Genomic DNA, 14,960 nt, shown 5'->3' with positions numbered 1-14,960 from the left:
CCGGCATCATCCGACCAGGCGCAATGAAGGCCGCCCCTGCCCGCCACCGCCGCCCGTGCGCGTCTGCGCCGCGACGCTGCCCTTGCTTCCGGAGACCAGCCGCTGCAGGTCCATCAGTGCCCGCGCCATCGAAAAGCCGTGCGGCCCGGCGATGAAACGCGGCTCCCAGTTGGGCGAGAATTTCTGCTTGTAGGCGCGCAGCCCCTCGAAGCCGTAAAAGGCGGCGCCATGGCGGTAGAGGAAGGCCCCGGCCTTCACCCAGATCGGCGCCAGCCGCCGCGCCTCCAGCCCCGAAAGCGGCGCAAGGCCAAGGGTGAACCAATGATAGCCCCGTTCCCGCCCCCACTGCATCAGCCGCAGGAACAGGAAATCCATGGTGCCATAGGGCATGTCGGCATCGTGCCGCATCAGATCGACCGAAAGCTCGCTGTGGTTCTGCGTCGCCCAGATATTGGCGAAGGCGATGATCCGCCCTTCGCAGCGGATCACCGCGCAATCGAACCGGGCCAGATAGTCGGTGTCGAACCGGCCGATGCTGAACGCCTTTTCGCCATGGCCCTTGGCGTCCAGCCAGCGGTCGGACACGCCGCGCAATTCCTCCATGACGGCGGGCAGCTGCGCGGCCGGCACGATCTCGAAGGTCGCGCCCTCGCGCGCCGCGCGGCGCTCGGCATAGCGCAGCGGCTTGGCGTCCGGCCCGTCCATGGTGAAGCGGCCGAGGTCGACACGCGCCTCGTCGCCATATTTGACGATGGCCAGGCCAAGGTCGACGGCAAGCGGCAGCGTGTCGAGGCTGATCTGGTACAGCAGCACCCGCCCCTGCGCCGCGTCGGCCCGCTCGCGCAATTGCCACAGCAGGTCCGGCCATTCGCTGCGGTCGCCCACCGGATCGCTCATCATGATCCAGCTATGCCCCTGGATCTGGTACATCAGGAACGCCCGGCCCGATGGCGAGGTGAGGAACAGCTTGTCGCCGGTCAGCGACAGGAAGGCGTCGCTGCGATCGGCCAGCGCCAATGCAATGCCGCTGATCTCCGTCACCACCGGCCGCTTGATCCCGGCGGGATCGGCGGGGCGCAGCATCCGCCACAATGCCGCGCCGATCACCACCACCGCCGTCGCAAGCCCCGCGCGCAGGAAGCGGGAGGCATCGTGATGCGGCCCGAACTGCCACCACAGGTCATTTTGATAATCGACATGCTTGTAGGCGAAGAAACCGATCCAGAGCGAAAGCCCCACGGCCAGCACGACCGTCGCCAGCCAGCCGGGCGTCAGCACGTCGGCGCTGAAGCTGGTGTGGCGATAGAAGGCCGGATGGGTCCATTGCAGGATGGCGGCAATGGCCAGCAGCACCGTCGCCTCTTCATAATCCAGGCCCTTGAGCAGCGAGAAGCCGGCGCCGGCGACCAGCAGCAGCCGTGTCATCCAGAAGGCGGCATCCAGCCGGCGATAGAGGCCGGAGGCGAGCACCAGCAGCATCGCGCCCACGGCGCTCGCGGCAAAATGCGACGCCTCGACAAAGGGCAGCGGCACGATGCTGGTGATCGCGTGGAAGCGATAGGGAATGGCGGGCAGCGATCCCGACACCAGCAGCACGAAGCCGCCGACGGAGACCAGCGCCGCCAGCATGATCGGCGCGACGCCCGATGCCAATATCTGCATGCCGCCCAGCACCTTGCCCACCGGCCGGTGCCAGGCGCGCCCTTCATGCAGCGCGATCAGCAGCACGCCGGCGAGCAGCGGCAACAGATAATAGATGGCGCGATAGGCGATCAGCGCCGCCATCAGCTCCGTGCGGTCGACATGCGGCAGCGCGGCGACCATCACCGCTTCGAAAATGCCGACACCGCCCGGCACATGGCTGATCAGCGCAATGATGATCGCCAGCGCATAGCCAAGGAAGAAGGCGGGAAACAGCGCCACCGTGGCGCCGGGCACCAGCAGGTAGAGCGCGGCGCTGGCGGCGGCGAGATCGAAACAGGCGACCCCGACCTGCGCGATCGCCTGCCCGCGGCTGGGCAGGGCCAGGTGCCAGCCCATCAGCCGCAGCGCGCGCGGGCGCTTGCCGGCCAGCGCGAAGGCAAGGCCGCCAAGGGCGATGAGCGCGATGCCGGCCAGCCGCTGCCAGACCACCGGCAAGGTGACGGCGCCGATCGTCAGCGCGACCGGATGCACCAGCATCATCACCGCCGCCAGCGCGATCACCCCGCCCCAGAAGGAAAGGCTGGCCGAGGCGATGACCCGGGCGATATCGCCCCCGTCCAGCCCCGCCGCGCCATAGATGCGATAGCGCGCCGATCCGCCGGTCAGCAGCGACAGCCCCAGATTATGGCTGAGCGTATAGCTGCAGAAGGAAGCGAGCGCCGCCGTCCGCCAGGGCAGCGGCCGCCCCACCACCCGCAGCGCGACCACATCGTACAGGGTCAGCGCCAGATAGCTTGCCACCGTCAGGCCCAGCGCCGCCACGATCCGGATCGAGGGGATGGCGTGGAAGGCCGCGCGCACATCCTTCAGGCGTACTTCGGCCAGCAGATGCCGCAGCGCCCACAGGCCCAGCGCGGCCACGGCCAGCATCGCGACCAGCGCGATCTGCTGGCGCCGCGCCAGAAGGAGAGTGCGTAACGTCGACATGCTCTTTCCCCACATATTCACACCCGGCCTCTCACATCCGGCGCCAGATCTGGCTCTTGCAGAACAGCCCGCCCAGGATGCAGCCGGACACGCGCATCCGCCCGCCATCCTGCATCGCGATGATGGATTGAAAGCGCCGGCCCATGTCGGGCACGAAGACGGTCCCTTCCCAGCGGCCGGAAGCGGCGGGGTGGAAATCCTGCAATAATTCGATGCCGATCAACGGGCGCACGCCCGCATCGGCGGCATCCTGCTGCGCCTGCGCGCTGGCCCAGCTCACCCGGCCGCACAGCGCGGCGCCACAGGGGCGGGTTTCCACGGCCACGGTGCCGCGCGGATTGATCCAGGTGCCGATGATGGGGCTGCTGTCACCCATGCGGGCGGCCTCGGCCGTTCCCGCCGATGCCGCGCACGCCATCATGCCAAGCGCCATCGCCCCGGCCAGCCGGACCATGTTTCGCATCCATGCCATCGGCACCTCTCCCTTCCGCCACCGCTATGACAGGGCACGGATGCCCGCAGGGTGAGCAACTTCTGAACGATCGGTAATGTTGGGCTGGGGGCGGTGTGCGCCGAACCGCCCGCGCACCTAACCGGCAAAGGCTCCGGGCGCGGCCGACAGCGCCCTGTCGATCGCCCGGCGCAGCTGGGCGAACACGGCGTCCGGGTCATGGTGCAACGGGTGCCCGCCGGGCATGCCCAGCAGCTGGACATTGCGCTGTCCCTTCAGCAGCGGGCACAGGCTCGCCGGTTCCTCGACGCCATAGATGCACAGGGTCGGCACCCAGCCGAGCATCCGGCCCGTGGGCAGGCCGTCATCCTCATGCATCAGGAAGGTGAAGACCTCGCCCGGCGAGGCGCGATATTCCACCGTCGCGCCCGGCACGACCAGCGCCACCATCGCGACCTGCGCGCGCCGCGCCGGGTCCAGCCCGGCAAGCCCCACCTGCAGCATGTCCGCGCCAAAGGACTGGCCGATCAGGATCACCCTGCCGCCCGGATGGCCGGCCAGCGCATGCGCCATCGCCTGTTCGATCAGCTGGGTCGCTTCCCTGGGCGTGCGCCGCGTGCGGAAATAGGTGAGGCTGTTGACGCCGGTGACGGCGATGCCCTCGTCCGACAGGCGGCGCGCGATCTGCGGCCCCATGCCGACATGAAAGCCCATGTCGCCCGAAAACAGCACCGCGACGACATTGGTCCGCGGGGCCTGCGCGGCGACGGTGGCGGGCACATTGGCAAAGGGGCTGCCGCCCAGATAACCGATCCAGGCGAAGAACAGCAGGATGGCGGTCAGCAGCGCGAGTAGGATCGTCCTCATGCCGCGCGCCGATCGATCATGCCCACGGGCAACGGCTGCTGCGCGACGCGGCCGGAACGTTCCAGCTTGCCCCAGCCCACCCATGGCCCGGTGATCGCCGTCACCACCGCGCGGATGACCACGCTGTACATGATCTGCCGATAGATGAAGCGCTGGGCGACCAGCAGCAGCGCGGGGTAGCGCGGCGCGCGCGGCTCCAGCCGGTAGGCGACCCAGCCGCAGGCGACGTCGACCGCCGTGAACGCCAGCCAGTACAGCGCCATCCGCAGCACATCGCTCTGCGTCTGCGCCCAGCCATGCTGGTGGATGCGGACCACCGTATCGATGGCGCTGACCACCAGCGCCAGATCGATGATCGGCGACACCAGCGCGAAGCCGAACTGATAGAGCCACGCCTGCGGCAGGCCGACCCAGGCGAGGCCGGCGGGCTTGCCGTCCTTCCACACGCCGCGATGCTTCCATAGGCATTGCAGCGTGCCATAGGCCCAGCGGAAGCGCTGCCTCGACAGGGCACGGAAGCTCTCGGGCGCCTCGGTCCAGGCGACGGCGTCGCTGTCCAGCGCGATCTTCCAGCCCTGGCGCTGGATGGCGATGGTCAGGTCCTGGTCCTCCGCCAGCGTGTCGAGCGGATAGCCGCCGACATCGTCCAGCGCCGCGCGCCGCCACGCGCCGACCGCGCCGGGCACGACGGTGATCGCATCGAAGCGGGCCAGCGCGCGCCGCTCCAGATTCTGCGCCGTCACATATTCCACCGCCTGCCAGCGGGTGACGAGGTTCACCCGATTGCCGACCAGCGCATTGCCCGCCACCGCGCCGACATCGGGATCGGCAAACCAGCGGGCCAGACGCGCGATGGTGAGCGGCTCGAACTGGGTATCGGCATCCAGCGCGACGACGATGGGCGCGCTCGCCAGCTCCAGCGCCCGGTTGAGCGCCGCCGCCTTGCCGCCATTGCCCAGGGTCAGCAGCCGCACGCGCGGATTGCCGGCAAAGGCGGTCCGGACGATGGCGCTGGTGCTGTCGGTCGATCCATCGTCCACCACGATCACTTCCAGCCTGACGTCCTGGCTTTCCAGCACGCGCCGCACCGATGTTTCGATCACCTTCGCCTCGTTGAAGGCGGGAATGATGACGGAGACGAACAGCCCGGGGTCGATCGGCGGCGGCACCACCCGATTGCGCCGCAACCGGCTGCCCAGCGCGAGCGCCGCCAGCATCACCGCGCGGGCCATGCCGAACAGGATGACGACGAAGAACATCCATTTGAGCGCAACCGCGATGGCGGCGAGGATGAGGAAGATGCCGACATCGATCCGCACCGCCACCAGATCGGCGTCCTTCACCGGCGGCATCACCTGCGCGGGCGTCAGGCCGGCGAGCTGCGATACCGGCACGAAGCGATAGCCGCGCGCCCTGAGGCCGGCGATGATCCGGGGCAGCGCCGCCACCGTCTGCGCCCGGTCGCCGCCGCTGTCGTGGAGCAGCACGACCTGGCCCGAACGCTCGGCATCGCCCGCCTCCACCTGTTGCAGCGTGCGCTGCACGATCGCGTCGGCGCCCGGCCGCGTCCAGTCGCCCGGATCGACATGCAGGCCGACATTGAGATAACCGGCATTCTGCGCCTGCAGCGCCGGGCCGATTTCGTCGGCCGTGGTCGGCTCCGCATCGCCGAAATAGGGCGCGCGGAACAGCCGCATGCCATGGCCGGTATAGGCCTGCACCAGCCGCTGGGTCGTGTTGAGTTCCAGCCGCGTGCCGCCCTCCGACACCTGCGCCAGATTGGGATGGGTGTAGCTGTGGCTGCCGATCTCGCTGCCCTGCGCCACGATTTCACGCAGCAGCCCCGGATGGGTCATCGCATTCTCGCCGATGACGAAGAAGGTCGCGGGCACATGCGCCGTCTTCAGGATATCGAGGATCTTGGGCGTCCATGTCGCGTCCGGCCCATCGTCGAAGGTCAGCGCGACCAGCCCCGGCTTGTAGCCCGTGCGGCGGATGACATAGGGCGTGGGCAGCGCGTGATAGCGTTCCTCGACAATCAACCCATGGTCCATCCGCACGGTGCGGCGGCCGATGGTCGGTACATCGTCGATATGCAGGATCTCGCCATTGCCCTCGATATCGACGGAGTTGAAGCTGGTGAGGCGGCCGATGGCGTTGGGCGGCGTCGCGGTCTTCGCGGCGAGCGCCGGCCAGAATCCGGGATCTTCGGACCCCAGCCGCCACAGCGCGATGCCGGCCAGGCCCTGGCTGCGGACGGCGCGGATCTGGTTCCATGCGCTCGCCGCATCCAGCATCCAGACATGATGGGTCGCGCCATCCTCGACATAATCGAAACTGGCATTGCCGCTGGCGGGATCGAAACGGATGGGCGCCTGCGAATCATGCGCGGTCAGCCATGCATCCTCGATCGAGACCGGGTTGGCGGCCTCCCCCTCGATCCAGTCATAGCCATAATTGCCGATGGCGACGATCGCCTTCGACGCCGGCACCGCGCGCAGGGCATCGCGCATCCGTGCGACGAACCAGGGCTGGGCGGCGATCGGCCCCGGCACGTCGCCGATGAAATGCTGGTCATAATCCATCAGCACGACCCGGTCGGCGGCCCGCGCCAGCGCGCCCAGGCGCCAGTTGGGATCATCGACCGGCGCGGTCAGCGTGACCAGCCAGCCGCGCGGACGGAAGCGCGCCGACGCCTGCGCCATGAAGGCCACATAATCGCGCTGCGCCGATGCGGGCAACGCTTCGAAATCGAACATCACGCCGCGCGCATGCAGCGCGGCAAGGGTCGGCTCCAGCCGGTCGAGGAACGCGGCGCGCGCCGGCCGGCTCGCCAGCATCGCCGCGGTGCCGCGGCCGTCCCAGCTGCCGTCCTGCACATTCTGGACGACCGGCAATATCCATGGACGGTGCGCGCCATGGCGGACGATGGCATTCAACGCGGCATCGCGGCGGACCTGCATCTGGTGCTGCGGGCCGGTGACGGAGATCAGCGCCGGCGCCACGATGTCGATCTGGCCCAGATGCTGGCGCAGCGATGCGCGGCTCGCATCGTCCCATGGCACGTAAAAGGCAAGGTTGACCGGCCGCGCCTGTGGCCGCGACACACGCGAAGGGAACCAGCGGCGCAGCTTTTCCGTCGCCGAGCGGACATCCTTGCTCAGGAAATGCCCGATGCTGCCGACCTGCTGCGACAGCGCCTCCCGCTGCGGCCGCTCCATGTTCAGCGCCAGCGCGCGCGGGGTCGGCACGTCCATGATCGTCACGGCAAAGGCGACGGCGGCGGCCAGCACGAGCAGCAGCAGCGCGAACATCGCGGGCTGGACACGGCGCTTCCGCCGGCCGCTCTCATCGTAGAAGACGGGCTTGTGCATGGGTAATCGCCTGTTGTCCTCGCCAAAGCGCGAAAAGTGGCGACCGTTGGAGGAGCAACGGTCGCCACCCGAAAGACCGGCTGTGGAGCATGAACAGGCCGGCGACTGTCCTCATAGGCATGCGCACCACGCCGGCGGCTGACCGGAGGATTACGATTTTGTCATCCAGCCTTCAGCACCATGTCAGGCCGCAACCGGCATTCAGGGCAGCATGACGCGTCTTTCCCCTGCCCGCCGGCGACCGGCGCCCCCCTGGGCCATCCCCGCGATCATCGCGCTGCTGCTGCTGTGCCTGATCGCGGGCGCCATCCTGCTGGCCCTGCATGGCGATGGCGAGCGGCACAGCGCAGCATCGCAGCGCCTGGGCATGACGTTCGAGATCATGGCGGCCGGTGCCACGGCACCGATCCTCGTCACCTCGCTGCGCGACAATGGCCTGGCCGGCCGCGCCGGGGTGCGCGTGGGCGACCGTATCGCGCGGATCAACGGCAGCCCCGCCGACACGCTGCGCCAGGCCCGCGAGCGGCTGGACCATGCCGCCGCGCTCCACCTTGCCATCGAACGCAGCGGCCAGCCCCTGTTCGTGGATATCGCGAACGCGCCGCCGCTCAAGGACTGACCTGCCGCTGAAAAGTTGCTAAGAATGATCGCAATGACTGGGCGCGAAGACAAATCCGAGCGGCAACCAAGGGTCGCGATGCTGGCCAAGGCACAGCTTTCGAAGGGCGAGGGCCAGACATGGCAGGTGCTTGTCCGCAACCTGTCGCGTCAGGGACTGGCGGTCAAATGCCCGGCGGTCCCATTGCGCGCGGGCGAAATCATCACCATCGACCTGCCGCCTATCGGCCGCGTCCAGGGCACGGTACGCTGGGTGAGGAACGATATTGCCGGGATCAGGCTGGACCAGGAGATCGACCCCGGCCAACTCCATTTCGGCAACCGCGAAACGATTGACGCCAAGCCGGAACCCTTCCGGGTCTACGACCGGTTCGATCCGGAAAGAAACACCTACCGGCCGGGATTTCGTCGGCGTTGATGTGGATGGAATAGCGGGCGGCGTCCGTGCGGGCAGACGGGGTTGGGTGGTTGGCCCACTTCCTTCCCCTGTCATGCTGAACGTGTTTCAGCATCCATTTCTCCCCACAAACGGCGGCTGAGAAGGCTGGATGGCTCCTGAAACACGTCCAGGACGACAAAAGGAAAAAGCCGCTTCTCGCCGCCCCTCAATTCACCGGCGCGCGCCTGCGATAGCTGAGCGCTTCGGCCACATGCACCTTGCCCACGCCCTCTGCTCCGGAAAGATCGGCGATGGTGCGCGCGACCCTGAGAACGCGCGTATAGCCGCGCGCGGACAGGCGCATCGCGGCGGCGGCTTGCGCCAGCAGGGCGCGGCCTGCCGCGTCCGGGCCGGCCACATCCTCCAGCTGTTCCCCATCCACTTCGGCATTGGTGCGCGGGGGCGTGCCGGCATAGCGCGCGGTCTGGATGTCGCGCGCCGCCGCCACGCGCGCCGCGACCTCGGCCGATCCTTCCGCGGGCGGGGGCAGCACCAGATCGGCGGCGGTGACGGCATTCACCTCCACATGCAGGTCGATCCGGTCGAGCAGCGGCCCGGAGAGCTTGGCCTGATAATCCGCCGCACAGCGCGGCGCGCGGGCGCATGCCAGCGCGGGGTCGCCCAGATGGCCGCAACGGCACGGGTTCATCGCCGCGACCAGCTGCACCCGCGCGGGGAAGGTCACATGCGCGTTCGCCCGCGCCACGCTGACCTCGCCGGTTTCCAGCGGCTGGCGCAGCGAATCGAGCACGCCGCGCTGGAATTCCGGCAGCTCGTCGAGGAACAGCACGCCCAGATGCGCCATGCTGACCTCGCCCGGCCGTACCTTCAGCCCGCCGCCGACCAGCGCCGCCATCGACGCGCTGTGATGCGGCGAACGGAAGGGCCGGGCGCGGCTGATCCGCCCGCCCTCCAGCATGCCGGCGACGCTCGCCACCATGCTGGTTTCCAGCGCCTCGGCGGGGGAGAGCGGCGGCAGGATGCCGGGCAGGCAACTGGCCATCAGCGACTTGCCCGCGCCCGGCGGCCCCATCATCAGCAGGTTATGGCCGCCCGCCGCCGCGATCTCCAGCGCGCGCTTGGCGGTCTCCTGCCCCTTCACCTGCTTGAGGTCGGCGCCGCGCACGGGCGCTTCCACCTCGCCGGGGCGCGGCAGCGGCAGGGGCGCCTGGCCCTTGAAATGGTTGAGCAGGGACAGGAGATCGGGCGCGCCGACCACCTCGACATGGCCCGCCCAGGCCGCCTCCGCCCCCTGCGCCGCCGGGCAGACGAGGCCAAGGTCGCGCTGCCCGGCATGAAGCGCGGCGAGCAGCACGCCCGGAACAGACGCGATGCGCCCGTCCAGCCCCAGTTCGCCCACCACCACATAGCCCGCCAGCGTCTCGGCATCGATCACGCCCATCGCGCCCAGCAGGGCGAGCGCGATCGGCAGGTCGAAATGCGATCCTTCCTTGGGCAGATCGGCGGGCGAGAGGTTCACGGTGATGCGCTTGGGCGGCAGCGACAGGCCGATGGCGGCAATGGCGTTGCGCACCCGCTCCCGGCTTTCGGCCACCGCCTTGTCGGGCAGGCCGACGACGATGAAATGGGGAAGGCCGGCGACCAGCTGGCACTGCACCTCCACGGCGCGCGCCTCCAGCCCCAGATAGGCCACCGTCGAAACCGTCGCTACCATTTGGCCCCTATTTGTTCCCCACCCCCTCTATGCGGGGCTAGACGGCGGGAGTCGAGCCCTTTTCCGGGATGACGAACTTAGGCGGCAGCGGGAACAGGGTGCGGAAGCGCTCGGCCTTTTCCATATCCCCGGAAATGGACAGCAGGCCGGCCTTTTCCAGCGCCACACAGGATACGCCGCCATAGACAAAGGCCGCCAGCGCATTGGGGTAGCCGGCAAAGACGATGTCCGCGCCCGCGATGTCGCCCCGTGCGACGGTAAAGCCGCCGGCGTCCACCCGCCCCCGATAGCTGTCCTCGCCGAAACGGAAGCCGAGCGATGCTTCGAGATCGCCGATGCGCGACAGGTCGATCATCGTGCGGAAGGACAGCATGATCGACACGCCGCTGATCGGCATCGTGGCATCATGCCCCGGCGAGCGCGTGGCCCAGCGCCCCAGCGTCTGGATGATGGGTTCGGCCTCATAGCCCCATTGCGTCAGCTCATAGACCTGCACGGAGGCCGGCGGCGGCAGCTTGCGACGGATCAGGACGCCGCGTTCCTCCAACTCGCCCAGCCGCTGGGTCAGCACATTGGCGCTTAATCCGGGCAGGTCGGCGCGAAGGTCACTGAATCGACGCGGCCCGAGCATAAGCTCTCGCACGACGAACAGCGCCCAGCGCTCGCCGAGCAGTTCAAGGCCGTGCGCCATGCCGCAGGCATCCTGGAAACGCCGCTTTTCCTCGGTTTTTGCTTTGTTAGTTATTTTTTGTGACTTCATAGTTGTGTTTTATAATTTCTGTGGCACGTTTCGTCAATGTCGAGTCGGGCGAACCGACCGCAACAGATGAGGAGAAAAGCCTTGGACCAGATGATCTTCGTCAACCTGCCCGTGGCGGACCTGCCCGCCTCCATCGCCTTCTACGAAGCGGTGGGCGCGGTAAGGAACGACGACTTCGCTGATGAGTCGGCGCAGATGATGACCTTTTCACCGACCATCCACATCATGCTGCTGACGCATGCACGCTTCACCTCGTTCACGCCGCGCGCCGTTCCCGACGCGCATGTGACGGCGCAGGTCCTGCTGGCGCTGAGCCAGGAAAGCCGCGCGGCGGTGGATGCGATCGTGGAAAAGGCCATTGCGGCGGGCACCGGCGAGCCCAATCCCATGCAGGATCATGGCTTCATGTACGGCCGCAGCTTCGAGGACCCGGATGGCCATATCTGGGAAGTGACGTGGATGGACGTGGAGGCCGCAATGGCAGCGCACGCACCGGAAAGCCTGGAGAGCTGACCCGCCGCGCCAAGGAATATCTAAGGAGAGAGACGATGAGCTATGTGGATGGATTTGTCGTGCCGGTGCCCACCGGCAACAAGGAAGCCTATTATGAGATGGCGGCCAAGGCTGCGCCGATCTTCATCGAATATGGCGCGACCCGCGTGGTCGAGAGCTGGGGCGACGACATCAAGCCCGGCAAGGTGAACGACTTCAACACCGCCGTCATCGCCAAGGACGGCGAGGAAAGCGTGGTCTTCTCCTGGATCGAATGGCCTTCGAAAGAGGTGCGCGACACCGCCTGGGAAAAACTGATGAAGGACGAGCGCATGCAGCCCACCGGCGACATGCCCTTCAGCGGCGAACGCCTGATCTATGGCGGCTTTGCCACCATCCTCGATCACGGCTGAACCTCCATCCCCAAGGGAGAGATATGATGAGCACATCCGATTTCGTCTGGTACGAACTGATGACCAGCGACGTGGACGCCGCCGCCGCCTTCTATACGGCCGTGATCGGCTGGAACGCGGTCGATTCCGGCATGCCGGACATGCAATATACCCTTGTCCGCGTGGGCGAACGGCAGGTGGGCGGGCTGATGGCGATGCCGCCGGGCGCCGCGGCCATGGACGTGAAGCCCGGCTGGGTCGGTTATATCGGCGTCGACGATGTGGCCATGGCGACCGATTCGGCCGCCGGGGCGGGCGCCACCGTCTATCTGGCGCCGCAAGCCATTCCCGGCGTCGGCCACTTCTCGGTGATCGCCGATCCGGCGGGCGCGCGCATCTGCCTGTTCACCGGCGATGGCGATCCCGCGCCGGAGCTGCCGCCCATGTCCCCCGGCTCCATCGGCTGGCACGAGCTGCACAGCGCCGATCCGGATGCGGCCTGGACCTTCTATGAAGGCCAGTTCGGCTGGACGAAGGGCGATGCATTGGACATGGGGCCGATGGGCACATATCAGATTTTCTCCACCACCGGCGGGACCGGCATGGAGATGATGTCGGGCGGCATGATGAAGGCATCGCCCGATTCCCCCGCATCCGGCTGGCTCTATTATTTCGTGGTCGACGATATCGAGGCCGCGCACGGCCGGGTCACAGACAATGGCGGCACCGTCATCCTGCCGCCGACGGAAGTGCCGGGCGGCGCGTGGATCATCAATGCGCTTGACCCGCAGGGCGCGATGTTCGCGCTGGTCGGCATGCGCACGGCCTGATCGCCGGGCCCCGGCCCCGGGTCTCGCCACCGCCAGGGCCGGTCGTCATTGCCGCCGGACGGCGCCGGAAGGCATGGTTTTCGCGCATCGGCGCGCGGATCACCATGCTTCGCAGGCCCGCACGGACGCAATGGCGATCGGCCCCGCGGCGCGGCGCGCAGACATCAGGAGACCCGGGCATCGGCAGCGCCGCCGGGCATCGAGAAACAGGGTTCCCGGAAAAGAGAGGATCACCCATGTCGAAAATATCCCCCTGCCTCTGGTTCAACGGCCAGGCGGAAGAGGCCGCCAATTTCTATGTCTCGCTGTTCGGCGACGGATCGATCGACAGCGTCAGCCATTATCCGGCCGATTCGCCCTTCCCCATGTTCTTTCCGGCCGGCACCGTGATGCTGGTGGAATTCACCCTGTTCGGACAAAGCTATCAGGCGCTGAACGGCGGCCCCGATTTCACCTTTGACGAGGCGATCTCGCTGTCCGTCGCCTGCACGGACCAGGCGGAGCTGGACCGCTATTTCGATGCGCTGACCGGCGATGGCGGATCGCCCGGCCCCTGCGGCTGGCTGAAGGACAAATATGGCCTGTCCTGGCAACTGGTGCCGGACGCCATGGTCGCAATCATGAAATCGGGCGACACGCAGGCCGTCGGCCGTGCCATGACCGCGATGATGAGCATGCAGAAGCTGGACGTCGCCGCGCTGGAAGCCGCCGCCGCGGGGGTGGCAACCGATGCTTGAACTCATCGGCCACCCCTTTTCCTCCTATACGTGGAAGGCGCTGATCGCACTTTACGAGAAACAGGCGGATTTCGCCTTCCGCGTGACCGGCCCCCACCAGCCGGAGACGATGGCGACACTCCTGTCGCACTGGCCGCCGGGCAAGTTCCCGCTGCTGATCGACGGCGCGCGGACGCTCCCTGAATCCTCGATCATCATCGAATATCTGGACCGCACGCTGCCGCAGGCGCCGCGCCTCATCCCCGACGATGCCGATGCGGCGCTGGACGTGCGCTTCATGGACCGGCTGTTCGACAATCACGTCATGACGCCGATGCAGGCGGTGGTGATCGAATATCTGCTGGACGCCGGCAACCCGGACACCGCCCGGATCGGCAGGGCCAAAGCGGCGCTCGCCACCATCTATGACTGGCTGGAAGGGCGACTGGCCGGGCGGACCTGGGCCTGCGGCGAGATGTTCACGCTGGCCGACTGCGCGGCGGCGCTGTCGCTCTTCTATGCCGACTGGGTGCAGGAGATCGGCGAGGCCCGCCCGGTCCTCTCGGCCTATCGCGCCCGCCTGCTCGCCCGCCCGTCCGTGGCGCGCTGCGTCGAAGCGGCACGGCCCTATCGCTCCTACTTCCCGCCCGGCGCGCCGGAACGGGACTGAAAAAAACCAGCATCGCAACACCAGCATCGTCGCAAGGAGAGGAAGATGGCGGACATCCCGGCGCAGGCCCATGAATTATCAATCACCCGCTATATCGCCGCGCCGCCGGAAAAGGTCTTCCGCACCTATTTCGACCGGCAGGAGGAATGGTTCGCGCCCAGACCCTGGACCAGCAGCATCATCGTCAGCGAGCCGCGGGCGGGCGGGCGGTCGGTGATGACGATGACCAGCCCCGAGGGCGAGGAGACACCGCCGATGGAGGGCGTGTTCCTGGAAGTGGTCGAGAATGCCCGCATCGTCTTCACCGACGCCTTCACCGCCGGATGGGTGCCGCAGGGGCCGTTCATGGTCGCCATCGTGACCCTTGCGCCCGAGGGCGAGGGCACGCGCTACACCGCCACCGCCCGCCATTGGAGCGCGAAGGCGAGGGCGCGGCATGAGGAGATGGGCTTCAGTACCGGCTGGGCGATCTGCGCGGACCAGTTGGCGGCGCTCTGCGCGTGACGCTGCTGCTGGCTGGTCGATGCCTGGCCGGTCGGTGCCTGTGCGGCGCGGTGGCCTATATGGTCGAGGACGCGTTCGACTATGCGATGAACTGCCATTGCATGGATTGCCGCCGGACGACGGGCGCTGCCTGCAAGCCTTTTGCCGGCATCGGCGCCGACCGGCTGCGCATCACCCATGGCAAGGACGATATCCTGCGCCATGGCGATGCGGTGGATCACAACATCCACTGCCGCCTTTGCGGATCGCTGCTCTGGTCGGTGGTGCGGGACGGCGACTTTGTGCATGTCGCCATGGGCACGCTGACGGATTCGCCCTCCATCGCGCCGCAAATGCACATCTTCGTCGCATCGAAGGCGCCCTGGCACCAGATCACCGACGCGCTGCCGCAATATGCCGGCCTGCCCCCGCAATAGCGCACAAATCCGCTGGCCGATGGATTGACTCAAGCGGCGCTTTTCCCTATCGGACGCCCCCTGACGTGCGGCCGCCAGTGTTGGTGGCCCTTTTTTGTCATGCCCGATTCTTTTTTATGTTCTGA

Annotated in this window: 15 protein-coding genes; 9 read left to right on the top strand and 6 right to left on the bottom strand. The window is 67.6% G+C overall.

Annotation, left to right across the window (positions count from 1 at the left end; genetic code table 11):
- Window positions 1–6 precede the first annotated feature (6 nt).
- The 4 genes from mprF to WFP78_RS03115 form a co-directional block, all read right to left on the bottom strand.
- Window positions 7–2,631, bottom strand: a complete 2,625-nt coding sequence (gene mprF / locus WFP78_RS03130) for a bifunctional lysylphosphatidylglycerol flippase/synthetase MprF (RefSeq protein ID WP_336958554.1) — start codon at window positions 2,629–2,631, stop codon at window positions 7–9.
- 31 nt (window positions 2,632–2,662) lie between these two features.
- Window positions 2,663–3,103 (bottom strand): DUF2147 domain-containing protein, encoded by a 441-nt coding sequence (locus WFP78_RS03125; RefSeq protein WP_336958552.1) that lies wholly within the window; start codon window positions 3,101–3,103, stop codon window positions 2,663–2,665.
- A 117-nt stretch (window positions 3,104–3,220) separates the two neighbouring features.
- On the bottom strand, window positions 3,221–3,949 hold the full coding sequence (locus WFP78_RS03120) for an AcvB/VirJ family lysyl-phosphatidylglycerol hydrolase (RefSeq protein ID WP_336958550.1): 729 nt from the start codon (window positions 3,947–3,949) through the stop codon (window positions 3,221–3,223).
- Window positions 3,946–7,323 carry a trifunctional glycoside hydrolase family 18/polysaccharide deacetylase/glycosyltransferase family 2 protein gene (locus WFP78_RS03115; protein ID WP_336958548.1) on the bottom strand — a complete coding sequence of 1,126 codons (3,378 nt, stop codon included), beginning with the start codon at window positions 7,321–7,323 and terminating at the stop codon, window positions 3,946–3,948. Before WFP78_RS03115 ends, WFP78_RS03120 begins: the two co-directional genes overlap by 4 nt.
- Before the next feature lie 211 nt (window positions 7,324–7,534).
- On the opposite strand from WFP78_RS03115, the gene WFP78_RS03110 reads away from it, so the two are divergent.
- Window positions 7,535–7,942 (top strand): PDZ domain-containing protein, encoded by a 408-nt coding sequence (locus WFP78_RS03110; protein ID WP_336958546.1) that lies wholly within the window; start codon window positions 7,535–7,537, stop codon window positions 7,940–7,942.
- 33 nt (window positions 7,943–7,975) lie between these two features.
- Window positions 7,976–8,359, top strand: coding sequence for a PilZ domain-containing protein (locus tag WFP78_RS03105; RefSeq protein ID WP_336958544.1), 384 nt, complete (start codon window positions 7,976–7,978; stop codon window positions 8,357–8,359).
- A 187-nt stretch (window positions 8,360–8,546) separates the two neighbouring features.
- Here the strand turns inward: WFP78_RS03105 and WFP78_RS03100 are convergent, their stop codons facing one another.
- Both WFP78_RS03100 and WFP78_RS03095 read right to left on the bottom strand, forming a co-directional pair.
- Window positions 8,547–10,055, bottom strand: coding sequence for a YifB family Mg chelatase-like AAA ATPase (locus tag WFP78_RS03100; protein WP_336958542.1), 1,509 nt, complete (start codon window positions 10,053–10,055; stop codon window positions 8,547–8,549).
- Between the two features lie 37 nt (window positions 10,056–10,092).
- Window positions 10,093–10,746 carry a winged helix-turn-helix transcriptional regulator gene (locus WFP78_RS03095; protein WP_336958540.1) on the bottom strand — a complete coding sequence of 218 codons (654 nt, stop codon included), beginning with the start codon at window positions 10,744–10,746 and terminating at the stop codon, window positions 10,093–10,095.
- A gap of 159 nt (window positions 10,747–10,905) precedes the next feature.
- On the opposite strand from WFP78_RS03095, the gene WFP78_RS03090 reads away from it, so the two are divergent.
- The 7 genes from WFP78_RS03090 to WFP78_RS03060 all read left to right on the top strand — a co-directional run bounded on the left by WFP78_RS03090 (window position 10,906) and on the right by WFP78_RS03060 (window position 14,835).
- A complete protein-coding gene (locus WFP78_RS03090) occupies window positions 10,906–11,328 on the top strand; it encodes a VOC family protein (protein WP_336958892.1) in 423 nt (140 codons plus the stop codon).
- A 35-nt stretch (window positions 11,329–11,363) separates the two neighbouring features.
- Entirely contained in the window at window positions 11,364–11,720 is a 357-nt protein-coding gene (locus WFP78_RS03085; protein ID WP_336958538.1) for a DUF1428 domain-containing protein, read from the top strand.
- A gap of 26 nt (window positions 11,721–11,746) precedes the next feature.
- A complete protein-coding gene (locus tag WFP78_RS03080) occupies window positions 11,747–12,529 on the top strand; it encodes a VOC family protein (RefSeq protein ID WP_336958536.1) in 783 nt (260 codons plus the stop codon).
- 236 nt (window positions 12,530–12,765) lie between these two features.
- Window positions 12,766–13,266: a VOC family protein gene (locus tag WFP78_RS03075; RefSeq protein ID WP_336958534.1), complete on the top strand. Its 501-nt coding sequence runs from the start codon at window positions 12,766–12,768 to the stop codon at window positions 13,264–13,266.
- Window positions 13,259–13,915 carry a glutathione S-transferase family protein gene (locus WFP78_RS03070; protein ID WP_336958532.1) on the top strand — a complete coding sequence of 219 codons (657 nt, stop codon included), beginning with the start codon at window positions 13,259–13,261 and terminating at the stop codon, window positions 13,913–13,915. Before WFP78_RS03075 ends, WFP78_RS03070 begins: the two co-directional genes overlap by 8 nt.
- Before the next feature lie 54 nt (window positions 13,916–13,969).
- The gene (locus WFP78_RS03065) at window positions 13,970–14,419 is read left to right on the top strand and encodes an SRPBCC family protein (protein ID WP_419722910.1); all 450 of its coding nucleotides are present in this window, start codon (window positions 13,970–13,972) and stop codon (window positions 14,417–14,419) included.
- Entirely contained in the window at window positions 14,416–14,835 is a 420-nt protein-coding gene (locus tag WFP78_RS03060) for a GFA family protein (protein ID WP_336958528.1), read from the top strand. Before WFP78_RS03065 ends, WFP78_RS03060 begins: the two co-directional genes overlap by 4 nt.
- Window positions 14,836–14,960: the final 125 nt, after the last annotated feature.

The sequence above is a fragment of the Sphingobium aquiterrae genome, assembly GCF_037154135.1.
Lineage (GTDB): Bacteria > Pseudomonadota > Alphaproteobacteria > Sphingomonadales > Sphingomonadaceae > Sphingobium > Sphingobium aquiterrae.
This window is presented reverse-complemented; position numbering and strand designations above follow the sequence as displayed.

What these genes read in the sequence shown, in the direction of transcription:
- mprF (WP_336958554.1), bottom strand. Translation starts at nt 2,631, where the DNA reads ATGTCGACGTTACGCACTCTCCTTCTGGCGCGGCGCCAGCAGATCGCG.
- WFP78_RS03125 (WP_336958552.1), bottom strand. Translation starts at nt 3,103, where the DNA reads ATGGCATGGATGCGAAACATGGTCCGGCTGGCCGGGGCGATGGCGCTT.
- WFP78_RS03120 (WP_336958550.1), bottom strand. Translation starts at nt 3,949, where the DNA reads ATGAGGACGATCCTACTCGCGCTGCTGACCGCCATCCTGCTGTTCTTC.
- WFP78_RS03115 (WP_336958548.1), bottom strand. Translation starts at nt 7,323, where the DNA reads ATGCACAAGCCCGTCTTCTACGATGAGAGCGGCCGGCGGAAGCGCCGT.
- WFP78_RS03110 (WP_336958546.1), top strand. Translation starts at nt 7,535, where the DNA reads ATGACGCGTCTTTCCCCTGCCCGCCGGCGACCGGCGCCCCCCTGGGCC.
- WFP78_RS03105 (WP_336958544.1), top strand. Translation starts at nt 7,976, where the DNA reads ATGACTGGGCGCGAAGACAAATCCGAGCGGCAACCAAGGGTCGCGATG.
- WFP78_RS03100 (WP_336958542.1), bottom strand. Translation starts at nt 10,055, where the DNA reads ATGGTAGCGACGGTTTCGACGGTGGCCTATCTGGGGCTGGAGGCGCGC.
- WFP78_RS03095 (WP_336958540.1), bottom strand. Translation starts at nt 10,746, where the DNA reads ATGGCGCACGGCCTTGAACTGCTCGGCGAGCGCTGGGCGCTGTTCGTC.
- WFP78_RS03090 (WP_336958892.1), top strand. Translation starts at nt 10,906, where the DNA reads ATGATCTTCGTCAACCTGCCCGTGGCGGACCTGCCCGCCTCCATCGCC.
- WFP78_RS03085 (WP_336958538.1), top strand. Translation starts at nt 11,364, where the DNA reads ATGAGCTATGTGGATGGATTTGTCGTGCCGGTGCCCACCGGCAACAAG.
- WFP78_RS03080 (WP_336958536.1), top strand. Translation starts at nt 11,747, where the DNA reads ATGAGCACATCCGATTTCGTCTGGTACGAACTGATGACCAGCGACGTG.
- WFP78_RS03075 (WP_336958534.1), top strand. Translation starts at nt 12,766, where the DNA reads ATGTCGAAAATATCCCCCTGCCTCTGGTTCAACGGCCAGGCGGAAGAG.
- WFP78_RS03070 (WP_336958532.1), top strand. Translation starts at nt 13,259, where the DNA reads ATGCTTGAACTCATCGGCCACCCCTTTTCCTCCTATACGTGGAAGGCG.